Source organism: Flammeovirga agarivorans (genome assembly GCF_012641475.1).
In the GTDB taxonomy this organism is placed as follows: domain Bacteria; phylum Bacteroidota; class Bacteroidia; order Cytophagales; family Flammeovirgaceae; genus Flammeovirga; species Flammeovirga agarivorans.
The window spans coordinates 493,246-506,295 of record NZ_JABAIL010000001.1; the positions used below are offsets into that span (position 1 = coordinate 493,246).

The 13,050-nt window shown below is 32.5% G+C and carries 10 protein-coding genes; 4 read left to right on the forward strand and 6 right to left on the reverse strand.

Annotation, left to right across the window (positions count from 1 at the left end; genetic code table 11):
- Positions 1 to 7: 7 nt before the first annotated feature.
- The 3 genes from HGP29_RS02075 to HGP29_RS02085 are packed head-to-tail and all read left to right on the forward strand — an operon-like array spanning position 8 to position 4,922.
- Positions 8 to 1,561 (forward strand): M14 family zinc carboxypeptidase, encoded by a 1,554-nt coding sequence (locus HGP29_RS02075; RefSeq protein ID WP_168880653.1) that lies wholly within the window; start codon positions 8 to 10, stop codon positions 1,559 to 1,561.
- An 11-nt stretch (positions 1,562 to 1,572) separates the two neighbouring features.
- A complete protein-coding gene (locus HGP29_RS02080; RefSeq protein WP_168880654.1) occupies positions 1,573 to 2,874 on the forward strand; it encodes a hypothetical protein in 1,302 nt (433 codons plus the stop codon).
- A 17-nt stretch (positions 2,875 to 2,891) separates the two neighbouring features.
- Entirely contained in the window at positions 2,892 to 4,922 is a 2,031-nt protein-coding gene (locus HGP29_RS02085; RefSeq protein WP_168880655.1) for a lamin tail domain-containing protein, read from the forward strand.
- Between the two features lie 88 nt (positions 4,923 to 5,010).
- On the opposite strand, the gene HGP29_RS02090 is transcribed toward HGP29_RS02085, so the two are convergent.
- The 3 genes from HGP29_RS02090 to HGP29_RS02100 form a co-directional block, all read right to left on the reverse strand.
- Positions 5,011 to 6,315, reverse strand: a complete 1,305-nt coding sequence (locus HGP29_RS02090; protein ID WP_168880656.1) for a hypothetical protein — start codon at positions 6,313 to 6,315, stop codon at positions 5,011 to 5,013.
- 93 nt (positions 6,316 to 6,408) lie between these two features.
- Positions 6,409 to 7,113: a RadC family protein gene (gene radC, locus HGP29_RS02095; RefSeq protein ID WP_168880657.1), complete on the reverse strand. Its 705-nt coding sequence runs from the start codon at positions 7,111 to 7,113 to the stop codon at positions 6,409 to 6,411.
- A gap of 138 nt (positions 7,114 to 7,251) precedes the next feature.
- On the reverse strand, positions 7,252 to 7,866 hold the full coding sequence (locus HGP29_RS02100) for a hypothetical protein (protein WP_168880658.1): 615 nt from the start codon (positions 7,864 to 7,866) through the stop codon (positions 7,252 to 7,254).
- A 1,064-nt stretch (positions 7,867 to 8,930) separates the two neighbouring features.
- On the opposite strand from HGP29_RS02100, the gene ctlX reads away from it, so the two are divergent.
- A complete protein-coding gene (gene ctlX / locus HGP29_RS02105; protein ID WP_211093174.1) occupies positions 8,931 to 9,872 on the forward strand; it encodes a citrulline utilization hydrolase CtlX in 942 nt (313 codons plus the stop codon).
- Here the strand turns inward: ctlX and HGP29_RS02110 are convergent.
- From HGP29_RS02110 to HGP29_RS02120, 3 genes are all read right to left on the reverse strand, one after another.
- Entirely contained in the window at positions 9,845 to 11,119 is a 1,275-nt protein-coding gene (locus tag HGP29_RS02110; RefSeq protein ID WP_168880659.1) for a hypothetical protein, read from the reverse strand. The genes ctlX and HGP29_RS02110 overlap by 28 nt on opposite strands.
- Positions 11,120 to 11,183: 64 nt before the next feature.
- Positions 11,184 to 12,143 carry a methylenetetrahydrofolate reductase [NAD(P)H] gene (gene metF / locus HGP29_RS02115; RefSeq protein ID WP_168880660.1) on the reverse strand — a complete coding sequence of 320 codons (960 nt, stop codon included), beginning with the start codon at positions 12,141 to 12,143 and terminating at the stop codon, positions 11,184 to 11,186.
- A 202-nt stretch (positions 12,144 to 12,345) separates the two neighbouring features.
- Positions 12,346 to 13,047 (reverse strand): phosphatase, encoded by a 702-nt coding sequence (locus HGP29_RS02120; RefSeq protein ID WP_168880661.1) that lies wholly within the window; start codon positions 13,045 to 13,047, stop codon positions 12,346 to 12,348.
- Between the last annotated feature and the right edge of the window lie 3 nt (positions 13,048 to 13,050).

A 13,050-nucleotide genomic window follows, 5' to 3' on the forward strand; every position in this document is an offset into this window, starting at 1 on the left:
TTTAGAGATGATCAAGAAATTAATATTACTACTTAGCTCTCTGTTAATTGTTTACAATGTAAGTGCACAAACAAGAGCATTAGAGGAAAAGTTTTTTCCTGAACCTGATATCGAAATACCAACTCCTGCTTTTCAAAAGTCAGAGTTGTTGGGTTTTACAAAGTACAAAGAAATGGTAAAGTATGTTACTTTACTGACTGAGGGTAACGACTTTGTAAAATTGGACGAAATAGGAGAAAGCCAAAAGGGACGGGATATTATTCGATTAAGAATTAATAAACCATCAAATAATAAAAAAATTAGGGTATGGCTACAAGGGGGGCTTCATGGAAATGAGCCTGCTAGCTCTGAAGGGGTTATGTTTATTCTTTATTCGTTATTGAAAAACCCCGACTATGCATACTTATTAGATCGATTGGATATTATGGTACTTCCTATGGCAAATGCGGATGGCTTTAATAACCAAAATAGGTTTTCAGCTAATGGTCTAGATCTAAATAGAGATTTTATTAAAATGGAAGCTCCAGAAACAAATGCGATTAGAAAAGCCTTTTCAGAGTTTTCCCCTCAAGTTGCTATCGATTTTCATGAATATAATCCATATCGTACTCATTTTACCTATTTCGGAGAAAGAGGAATTACTACCTATTATGATGCATTTTTCTTGTATTCTAACAACCTGAATGTTAATCCTATTATTAGAGAAACTACTAAAAGTTTATTAGTAAATAATGCCAAGCAAGAGTTGATAGAAAATGGTAGGCATGTTTCGGATTATTCGAGCACAAAAATTAAACATGGACATATTCATTTTAATCAAGGAGGTTCAAGTCCAAGATCAACATCAACAAACTACGCTCTGAGTAACTGTTTAGCTGTTTTGATGGAAATAAGAGGAGTTAACCTAAAAAGAATATCATTTAAACGAAGAGTACAAACCACTTTTTTAGCGGGTATGTCTTATTTAAAAACAGCCTATGAGCATGGTGATTCAATACGTTCAGTTATTGAAAGAGCGAATATCAGTACAGCTAATTTAAACGAACCTGTTGTGATCAAACAAAAAAAGCCAATTGTAGAATCAGAATATACTTGTATCGATTTAGCAACAGAAGAAAAGGAAGTGATAAAAGTAGCGATGACAGATGGTCTAATGATGGAAATAGAAGAATCTAGAACTAGACCTTTTGCATATATTTTACTTCCTGAAGAAGAAAAAGCAGTAGAGAAGTTGAAAAAATTAGGATGCACTGTAGATCAGTTATCGACTAATAAAACCATAAAAGTAGAGGCGTATCAAGTCCTTAAAAATAATGAATCGGTCATTAAATGGGAAAAGATATATTTAAGGTCGTTAAAGACAAAAGTAGAAGAAACTACGAAAGACTTCCCTAAAGGATCATTTATAGTTTATATGACGCAAGAACATGCAAATATTTTACCTTCTGCTTTGGAACCCGAAAATGACAATTCCTTTTTCACTTTTAGAGTAATTGATGGAGCCTTTACCAAAGGTGATGAATTACCTGTTTATAGATATATGATGAAGCAAAAAATATAGATAAATACACAATGAAAAAATTAACTCATTACTTATATTTTCTCGCATTGATGTGGTTATCTCCTACCATATTATTTGCCCAAGATATTGAAGATGATCAAACGGATGATGTTGATCTCATTGATAATACCAATACCTCAACTTTTGAGTTAGGCAATGGGCTTAACTTGAATATGAATGATGGTGATTATTCGTTTAAACTAAGTGGTATGTTACGACCTGCTTATGGATGGGATAAATTAGATAAAGATACCACAGGCAGTAATTACCTTTATGTAGGTGCAGCAAGGGTAAATTTCGAAGGTGTTGCCGTACAAGAAAAGGTGAGCTTCTTTATCGAAGCTGATTTTGTGAATTCCTTTACTTTATATGAAGCTTGGGTAGCGTATCACTTTTCAGAAACCATGAAACTATCATTTGGACAAAAATTAACCTTTACAAATGATAGGGCATTTACTATAAATGAATCACAATTATCAATGGTTGAAAGAGGACCATTATCCAATGCTTTTACTACTAATGGTAGAGAGTTTGGACTATTCTTCGAATCATCTTTTGATGTAGGTGGCATCTATATCAATCCTTCTGCTGCAATAACTTCCGGAGACGGTATGAATTCTTTTGGTAATAATTCGATAGATGTAGATAAAGGTGGTTTAAAATATGGAGGGCGTTTAGAAGTTATGCCCTTGGGTAAATTCAAAGGAAAAGATGGACATCGGCATGTAGTAGATTTTGATAGAGAAGAATCATTGAAACTATCCGTTAGTGGAGCTTTTAGTTACAATGTTGGAGCTTCGAATCAGACAGGGGACGGTCATGGAGATTTTGAATTATATGATGAGGATGGAGCTGAAAAATATCCTAATTATGGTAAGTATTATATAGACCTTTTATTAAAGTATAATGGATTTTCTTTCTCAGCTGATTATGTACAAAGTTACGCTCAATCTAAGAAAGATATCTATTCCTCTCCTCAAGCTGTCATTCGTTTTACCGGTGAAGAAGTAAGTTCATTATATGTTCTTGGTAGTGCGTTTGATGCCCAACTCGATTACCTATTCGAAAATCAATGGGGAATCAATTTTAGATATTCACAGTTGATGCCAGAGTATGAAGATTATAATGAAAGTATTTTACAAAAAGAGGAGTGGTACACTTTGGGAGTAGGAAAATATTTCAAAAGAGATGCATTAAAACTCCAGGCTATGGGTTCATATATTGATGGTAAAGATAAAGTTGACCCTGTGGATAATGCTACAGATAGCAATAACAGATATGAAGTTAGGGTGGTAGCTCAAGTGATCTTCTAACAACAAAAAATATCAAAATGAAAAGTTTTAATAAATATGCAACTATCACATTGGCTATACTTTTTCTAGTAGGTTGTACTAGTCAGGTGGGGGAAGACTCAGGTTCCGGAGGAGGACAAAAAATATTTTTATATGATAACCCAATTCTTGGTCATGATTTGTATGTTCTTAACTATGGTCATAGAGAAGTAGATGGTTTAGATACCAATTATTATATCATACCTAATGAAGTGGCGAGAGTCAAAGACTTAGATGTTGCAAAAAATAGTTCCGCAGCCAATGGTGATATATTATCTCCAGAAAAATTAACGGAGTTTGAAGAACTAATCTATTTTACAGGATTGGAAACTTTTAGAGCGACATCTAATGAGTTGACAACATTAGATTTTTCTAAATGTGTCAAGCTGAAAGGAATATATATCAATAACAACTGGCTTGAAGTTCTTAATGTTGATTCTTTACCATTACTGGAGGAAATAGAATTTTCATCTTCATCTAGAGCTCCAGGTCTTATTACTTCCATGAACCTTACTAATAATATTAATCTAATTGTATTTGAATTAGAGGATCATGGTTTAACAGCATTGGATGTCTCTAAAAATGTGAACTTAGATGAAATAAATGTTTCGGGAAACACAGGTGATCCTATTACCATTGATTCTTTGATATATGATCAACTTTCTGTTGCAGAGGGTGTAGTAAGAGAAGAACCTACAGTTGAATTACCCGATGATGGAGTAGTCATTCAAGATGTAAACTTTGGTAGAGTACTTGATTCTCTAGGTTATGCAAATGGTCCTTTATCTACAGGGAAATATTACCTCATTCCTGATGATGTTGCAGGAGTAACAACATTAGATATAAGCAATAAAGGGATTTCTAAAATTAGTGAGATTTCTTATTTCACAAGCTTAGAAAGTTTAGATGCTTCAGCAAATAGTATTGATACTATAGATGTAAGTACAAATAACAGTTTGACTATACTTACTGCAGATCATAGTGGTAGTGGTTTAGGAGAGCTAGTGTCATTGTCACTACCTGCCAGTATAGATTCTGTGGATATTTATAGATTTGCAGGAGCTACTGTTGATATTACCTCTTGTCCTAATTTAGTGAGATTTGATGCTGAACAATCTACGATCACTTCTATAGATTTATCTGGAAATCCTGAATTAAAAATATTCAGAGTTAGACAATATAATTCAGGGCAGTGGGATGCAGGTTTAGGTTTGACCACAATAGATTTTTCAAATAACCCTAAGTTAGAAGATGTATACCTATTTAGAAATCAATTAGGTGCTTCTAATGATATAACATGGTGGGATGAAAGTGAAGGGTCAGTATTAACATCATTGGATTTAGGAAGTAATCCAAATGGAACAGAAGCAACTTTTGAAATTCCTGATTTTATCTTCTCAACTTTAACTGATAGATCGGGAAATGTTCAATCTGATGCTCCTCCAGTAGATAATTCTAATCTATTTATTTCCGAGTATGCATGTTCTTCATCAAAGGAGTCAGGTACTGATTTTAGAAATACTTACATAGAGATTTATAACCCAAGTACAACAGAAACAGCATATCTATCGAATTACACATTAGAATATTCATCCAATGGTGGTGATTGGGGAGGTGAACACACGTTCTCAACTCAAACCTTGGGTCCTGGAGAAGTACTAGTGATCGGAAGACCGGAAGTGAATCCAAGTAGAATTACAGTAGATGAAAGTTGGTCATCATTAACAGCAAATGGTGATGATGGAATAAGGTTGTTGAAAAATAATACTGTAACGGATGTAATTGGTACAAATTATAGTAGTTCTCCTCCTGTAGGAACAGATCCAGGTGATGGTTGGGAAGTTGCAGGAGTTACAGAAGCAACGAGGAATCTGGTATTATGGAGAAAAACAACCGTTACTACTCCAAATACAGATTGGGATGATTCTAGAGGTACAAATACAACAGACTCAGAATGGATCGTTTCGAATGTCAAAGAAGATTATGTAAATGCAGGTTCACCTACTGATGGTAACGTTCCTTCTCAATAGACATTGTATAAAATAATTATTAAAAAAGGCCACTCATTATTTGTATGAGTGGCCTTAATTTATGTTGTTGTACCATTCTGAAGTAATGTTATTCTTCTTCTACAACATTTACTTGACTATTTCTTATATCACCTCGACTCTTTGTTGCATAAATAATAACATTACCGGAATAGATTAATTTCTCTTTCTGTTTGACTTTCAAAATATAGGGACCGGCAGGGTAATGATGAACATCAAAAATAGCATTGCTTTCCTCAATATTAGGTTTAATATCCCATACAGACTCATTTTCTGTATGATGTAGTTTGATGTCTAAATCATCAGTTTGATCCATCTCCATATTTATTGTAAGCTTATAATTGGTTGGATTGGGATCTACCTTAGCAATACCATATTCTTCTTTATCACCATGTTCAGCAAGAAGATGTCTCACCCATACAAATTCTTCATTGTCGTTCTGAACCACTCTTAATCGATAATAAGTATCTTTTGAATCATTAAAACTAGAGTCTTGAAAATCGTAAGGTGTTACCTCTTTGGTATCTACACTTGCTTTTATCTGACCTAATTCTCTATAATTCTCTCCATCATTAGATTTTTCTAAAATAAAGTGAGAACTGTTTTTTTCGTTGGCTGTTTCCCAATATAAAAATGCTGTATTATCTTTTATTTCTATATCAAAAAAGTCAACAATAGTGGGTAAGGATAAACGATAGGGGGTAACCCATTTACAAAATTTATCAGTACCGTCGCAACTATAGGTTACAATATTGGAGATATCTCCAACAACATTATCCTTATATTTATTTTTTACGATAGTCTCACTTTGTACTCTAATATCAGCTTCATCCCCAATTCTAAGCGTTCCATCTTTACTATAGAAATGAAGGTCTAAATATGTAGTAGAGATATGTCCATTGATTTCAGCGTCGTAATTATCGATTTTGATAAAAAGTTCATGAGCATCGATTGTCCCAATACGTTCTAAAGTGAACTCTCCTGATGAACAATGAATCATAGCTTTTTGTACGGTTAACTTTCCTTCTACTATGATGGCACTTTTGGGATTAACAAAAAGTTCTTCCGTAATAAAAAGTGAACCTTTGGATGTAATAGTAAATTCTGACCCAGCAGGAACATCTACATTTTTGACAGAAATATGATGAGACCTTGTATTAAAGTCGATAATGAAAAACTTTTCCTTTACAGAAATAAAACTTTCTTTATTGGGTACCACCTTTGGAGACCAATTATTAGGGTTTTCCCAATCATCAATAGATGAATACCTTTCGAGTAAAGGTTTTACGTTATTATAGCTTTCGGCAAATGAAAAACTAAAGGAGAATAAAAAGCCTATTAGATAAATAGAAGAAATAGTTAAGAGCTTTTTCATAGTTATTATTATGTCAGTAACTGCTTATTATTTATATGGTAGTTTGAAAAACAGTATAATAATTTACTAATTTTTATGAACAAGACCAATGAACTATAATATTCCTTCATCTGCAAAACTAAAATAACTGTCATTTCCAAAGATGAGATGGTCGAGAAGTGGCATTTCTAAAAACTGAGCAGCATTCTTTACTTTTTTCGTTAATGATATATCGGCCTGACTAGGCTTGACATGTCCAGAAGGATGATTATGTGATAGAATAATAGAACAAGCCCCTTTTTCTAATGCTTTTTGAAAGATAATTTTAGGATCAGCTACAGTTCCTGTCATTCCTCCCATAGAAATCTTTTCTAAGGCGATTACATTATTCGACCTGCTCATAAGGACCACCCAAAGTTCTTCATGGTTTAAATCCAGTAAGTAAGGGGATAACAAAGCATAAATATCTTTAGAGCAACTGATTTTAGGACGAGTTGGCTTATCAGCCTCTTTACGTCTACGACCTAGTTCAATAGCTGCAGTAATAGTTACTGCTTTAGCATCTCCGATACCTTCTATTTTCTTTAATTCCTTAACAGAAAGTTGAGCTAATTTGTTAAGATCATTCTCACAATAGTTTAGGAGGAGCTGTGCGACCGAAATTGCAGATAACTTAGGAGTTCCAGAACCGATAAGAAGAGCAATTAATTCGGCATCTGTAAGAGCCTGTCTGCCTTTTAGAAGAAGCTTCTCTCTAGGTCTATCTTCTTCCGCTAGGTTTTTAATACTTAAAGAAGTATCAGTATAGTTAGTTTTCATCGTTAAGCTAGTTAGATGTAGAAAGACACAATTTAATAGAAATCTATAAGCAAAAAAAGAGGTTGCCACTGAATGACAACCTCTCCCAATAAAGTATGAAATGAAATGAATTATTACTTATTATTTATTATGTCTTTATTAAAGTACTGAGAATGAATCAGTGTAAGCAACACCGTCGATTACCATCTCAGCAAAGTAAGTACCTTTTGGTAGCTCTGATAAGTCAAAACGTTTTACGTTTTTCGCTCCAGCAACAAACTTAGTGTTGTAGATTTCGTCACCGTTATCAGCTTTAAGAGATAACTTTACAAAACCTTTAACATTGCTACCTACGATCATGTTTAATTGATCTTTTACTACAGATACTTTAAACTTTTGGTTTGAAGTAGCTAATTGATAGTTCATCATTACTGCTGTTTTATTAGAAGTAATATAGAAATCTCTAACCATCATTTTATCTTCAAACTGTAACTTAAAGTTATATTTTCCTTCAGGTAATGCTTTGAAATTAATGTCTTCTTTAACTTTTCCTGAAGCAATAACTGTTTTTGTCATAAATATTTTACCAGCTTCATTAGATATTGTGAAGTTAACTTCTTCTCCTTCTAAGTTATCTAATAATAATGTAGCTGAAGTTCCGTTTTCAGAAGTTTTAAAGAAATATGAAATTCCGTTAAATGGTAAATATAATTCTGAAGCGTAAGAACTAAATGTCAATAAGAAAGCAACGAATACTAATGTTAATTTTTTCATGATTTTTAAATTATATAATAATGATAATATGTTCTTCTTTATTTCCGTTCTCGTCATTGAGAACATTACAAAGGTGTGGTAAAAAATTCTTTCGTCAAAATGAATTTGAGTAAAATTTTATAAGTGTAAAACGCCTATTTAATTATTTATTATTCCGTTGTAAATACACTTATATATTTTTTATTTTATAAGTGTAATCTGATCCCGTAGTATGATTTTGAATTATTGATGAATCATCGACTTATATTTTATAAGTGTACGGAGCAACACTTAAATGAATAAATTTTAAAATAAAATGTTAATGAAATATAATGAAATTTTATTTTTAAAAATTATGTTGATTTACATCAAAAATAACCTCAATAAGTGTAAGATTTCCTATTTCTTATTTTGATTATAAATAAGTGAATAATTATTCGAAATGTTGATTTATAGTCTCTTATGAATTTAATGTTAAGTGACTATTGATTGAATATGAAGGGAATTGAATCTAGAATTTCTTACAAATTAAATTCTACTACTTCAGGGGAATGTCGACAATTAGGTTTGAGTTAAGATCTGAGTTGCTAAAAAAATGATATACAAAAAAGAGGTTGCCACTGAATGACAACCTCTCCCAATAAAGTATGAAATGAAATGAATTATTACTTATTTTTTACAGTCTTTTAAAACTGAAATATCTTTGATCATCTTTTAAAGATGAATTAATATCTATATAAACTCTCTGTCTGTTTAGATCAGAGAAACGTTTTTCTCTTTCGACATTACAAAGGTGCACTTTTATTTTATTCTGTCAAAATATTTTTAAACAAAATTTTATAAGTGTATATCAACACTTAATTAAAATAAATTTTGTATTAATCACACTTATTTAAAAAATATATATTAAGTGTAAACTTATCCTATGTATTCATGTTTGTAAATTTGTGTATTCCATATCGTTTATTCTAAAAGGTTGATATTGACACTTTAAGAAAAAAAGTTCTATTTTTTTTGAAAAAAATTTTTATTCTTCCTTTTTCAATAAGTATAATTGACACCAAAGACACACTAACCGAACGAATATGCATGAAATCAATAACTCAGCATCTCACATTTTAATGGTGAGACCCGCTTCATTTGGTTTTAATGAAGACACTGCTGTCGATAATAAGTTTCAGAATATTGATGCTTTGAAGAATTTAGAAGACATAGAAGTCAAAGCATTAGCAGAGTTTGACCAATACGTACAAACATTAAGAGATAACAATATTGATGTTATCGTTGTAGATGATACTCCGGAGCCATATACTCCAGATGCATTATTTCCAAACAATTGGTTTTCCACTCACACCGATGGAAAATTATATCTCTACCCTATGAAACCTCTAAATAGAAGGCTAGAAAAGAGAGAAGATGTTATAGAAATGTTGGATATGTGTTTTCATATTTCAGAAAAACTAGATTTATCTCATTTCGAGGATAAAGATATATTCTTGGAAGGTACAGGAAGTATTATTTTCGATAGAGTAAATAAAATAGGGTATGCTTGTGTATCACACAGAACGAATGAGCAATTATTTCATGATCATTTGGCTGAATTAGGGTATAAAGGAGTGCTATTTAATGCTGTTGATGATACTAATACTCCAATCTATCATACAAATGTGATGCTATCCATTGAGTCTGACTTTGTCGTAGTTTGTGGAGAATCTATCAAAGACGATAAAGAAAAGAGTAATTTATTTGAGAGCTTTACCCAAAATGGTAAGGAGATTATAGATGTCTCGTTGGATCAGATGAGAGCATTTACTTGCAATGTATTGGAAGTGACATCTCTAAAAGGAGATAAAGTGCTAACAATGTCTACTCAAGCATTTAATGCTTTTACCAATAAGCAGAGAGAAACAATGGAAAAGTATGTCAAACTGCTACACTCTCCAATAACTACTATCGAAACGGTATGTGGAGGGGGAACAAGATGTATGATGGCAGAAATTTACCTTGATGAAAAGTTCTTTGTATAATGTACCTCAATACTACTCAAAGACAATTGAAACAGTAAAACTACAGCTCCGATTTTATATCGGTTAAGTGAACCATAATTGGGGCTGGCAATAGCAAGAATCCCTATAAATAGAATAATTATTATTGATATATATATAAACGTCCATAATAGCCATGGGCGTTTTTTTATTGTATCGTTTTTTAAGAGGAAATAAAGCGATAATAAGTAACAACCGAGTACCAAGAAGTTCTCTATTTTGATGATTACATAAAAAATAGAACTCTCTGACGTGATTTTCGGAGAAGTAAAAGCTTTAATTATCGCTGTAGGTAATGATTGGATTAAGCCATTAATTGAATCATCGAACAGTGGTAAATAAATAGCATGTCCTTCAGTAGATGCAGAATATAATTTCTGATAATTTAAATAGATAGTATGTACTATTTGATGATAATTCAGATGATGATGTAAAAAGGGTAATGTCAGAATAACTAGAGTGATAAGAAAGCTAGGAAGTAATATCCATTTCCAGTTTTTAAATCTCATTTGATGTCGATACTTAAATACGATCATCATTGGTGACAAGGCAATAAAAAGAGCTCCGTAGTAGAATTTAATTTGAAAAAGAAGAAATAAGGAGATTACAGCTAATACCCAATTCCTTTTTTTGACTGTATTATGTGATAAGTAATCAATACAAATACTTAAAGTATAGAATAGAAAAGCCATAGATAGACATTCTTTGACAATACCACTACTCCACATTGAAAATGAGGGTAAGAAGAAAAAAGGAATAATTAAACTATACTTTAGTTTTGGATAGATTTGATAAACACTGTTGAGATATCTCCAGATACATATAAATGAGATAAAGCTTAAATATAGACTTGTGACCCAATAATTTCCACCTGTTAAAAGACTTACGAAACTTAATAGGATAGCAAAAATCGCAGTTGAGGCATTACTTTGAAGAAGCTTTGATTGAATTGCTTCGGGATATCGATAAGGTTTACTAAAGATATAATCGAGATAGTCTAATGGCTGGTTTATAGCAATATCTCTTAAAGTATTGGCGTCTTTGAATATCCCAAAAGTATCACCTCCTCGATAATAAAAAGAATATAATAATCCGATAGCAATACCTAATAAGAGTTTTACTATCAGTAGGTATGGGTAATATTTAGATATTGAAGTGCTGTGCTTTTGGTTGTTGGACCAATGCAGGAAAATAAAATAAAGTAAAAGTATACTGCTTAACCACTCCATAAAATAAAAAATGCAACAACCGGTGATACCAATTGTTGCATTAAGTTAGATATATTTTTAGATCCTAGAAAATTGCTTCGGCAATATCTTTTACTGAAGTAGATCTACCCATTGAGTAGAAGTGCATTCCAGGAACACCATATTCGATCAATTCTTTAGATTGTTGAATACCCCATTCGATACCCAATTTCTTGATTTCTTTATTATCCTTACACTTTTCAGCTTCTTTGATTAGTTCTTGAGGGAAATCAAGCTTAAAGATATTAGGTAATAGAGTTAACTGTTTCTTTGTAGTTAGCGGCTTAATACCAGGGATAATAGGTACAGTAATTCCTGCTGCTCTACATCTATCAACAAAATCAAAATACTTTTGGTTATCGAAGAACATTTGAGTAACGATATAATCAGCACCCAATTCAACTTTTTGTTTTAAGTATTTGATGTCTGTATCTAAGTTAGAAGCATCCATGTGTTTTTCAGGATAACCAGCAACACCAACTGAAAAACCAGTTTTAAAACCTGTGTTTTCACCGTACTTAAACTCACCATTGTTCATTGAAGTGATATGCTCTACTAAGTCAGAAGCATAGCCATAACCATCAGGGTGTGGTGTAAAGGCCGCTTCACCTTTTGCAGCATCTCCTCTTAATGCAAGGATATTTTCAATGCCTAGGAAGTTTAACTCAATAAGGATATTTTCAGTTTCTTCCTTAGAAAAGCCACCACAAATAATATGCGGTACAGTATCTACATTGTATTTGTGCATAATTGCAGCACAAACGGCAACAGTACCTGGTCTATGACGTTGTACTGACTTTTCGAATAAACCGTTAGGTAATTCTCTGTAGATGTATTCTTCTCTGTGATAGGTAACGTCCACAAAAGCAGGATTGAACTCCATTAGTGGATCAATAGCATCAAAAAGAGATTGGATACTTTTTCCTCTCACTGGAGGTAGTAATTCAAAAGAGAATAGCGTTTTTTTCTCTTCAGCAGCTTGCGTTAGACGATCTATTACTTTCAAAGGCTTAGTTATTTAAGGTTTGTTTGAAACATTAATCGGATAGCAAAGTTATTTTGATCCTAGCCTTTTTCCAATTTGTGGGCAATGAATTTTAGCTAATCGTCTCTTTTTGTTGATAAATTTTTAATATTTAGTATGTAGTATTCAATAATTAGTATTTTTTTAACTACTTAATTTAAAATACTACATACTAATTTATATTCTAGAGAGGGTTGCTTGGGTTGAAATCTCCACCTTCATTTTTGAAGTATTTGGTTTCAATTTCATTACGCATCTTGATATATTTTGCGTATTCTCCTTCAAATTCAACTCTTTTGTCGATGGTTTCATCAAAACGATCTAATAAACAAAGAGCTACTTCAGAGATTTCTCTAATAGCATTATTACTTCCAGAATTTCCTGTGATATAATCACAATGGCCATTCATTCTGCAATACTCAGTAAATAATGGACTTCCTGATCTTCCGACCATAAATCTACTGCCTACTTCTCTTGCTAGTGAGATATCTAAGATGTCATCAAAACAGAAAAGAATCTCTTCAGCTTTAACACCAGACATTTCATCAACTAAAGGAAGAACTTTTACTTTGTCTTTAACAAGGTAACATACAGCATCAAAGTGTTCTCTTTTCGCCCATTTGAAAGCTGCTTCATTGTATTCTCCTGTAACAATTGCAGTGAAAGGGATTTCACCATGTTCCAAGAAGTAACCAAAACGGAGCATGTTTACCCCCATTGAGTCTACTTCTGAGAATGGACTAGGCATAGCACCACCTTTAACACCTCCGTTAAATACGCCATCCCAGTCAAAGATTAGTCCTTTAATCTTCTTCAATTGCTGTATAAGAGAAGAGGAGGGTGTTACAAACACGCCTCCTCCTTCAATAAATAACTCTTCTCTCATAAT

What these genes read in the sequence shown, in the direction of transcription:
- HGP29_RS02075 (WP_168880653.1), top strand. Translation starts at nt 8, where the DNA reads ATGATCAAGAAATTAATATTACTACTTAGCTCTCTGTTAATTGTTTAC.
- HGP29_RS02100 (WP_168880658.1), bottom strand. Translation starts at nt 7,866, where the DNA reads ATGAAAAAATTAACATTAGTATTCGTTGCTTTCTTATTGACATTTAGT.
- HGP29_RS02120 (WP_168880661.1), bottom strand. Translation starts at nt 13,047, where the DNA reads ATGAGAGAAGAGTTATTTATTGAAGGAGGAGGCGTGTTTGTAACACCC.
- radC (WP_168880657.1), bottom strand. Translation starts at nt 7,113, where the DNA reads ATGAAAACTAACTATACTGATACTTCTTTAAGTATTAAAAACCTAGCG.
- HGP29_RS02080 (WP_168880654.1), top strand. Translation starts at nt 1,573, where the DNA reads ATGAAAAAATTAACTCATTACTTATATTTTCTCGCATTGATGTGGTTA.
- HGP29_RS02110 (WP_168880659.1), bottom strand. Translation starts at nt 11,119, where the DNA reads ATGGAGTGGTTAAGCAGTATACTTTTACTTTATTTTATTTTCCTGCAT.
- HGP29_RS02090 (WP_168880656.1), bottom strand. Translation starts at nt 6,315, where the DNA reads ATGAAAAAGCTCTTAACTATTTCTTCTATTTATCTAATAGGCTTTTTA.
- ctlX (WP_211093174.1), top strand. Translation starts at nt 8,931, where the DNA reads ATGCATGAAATCAATAACTCAGCATCTCACATTTTAATGGTGAGACCC.
- HGP29_RS02085 (WP_168880655.1), top strand. Translation starts at nt 2,892, where the DNA reads ATGAAAAGTTTTAATAAATATGCAACTATCACATTGGCTATACTTTTT.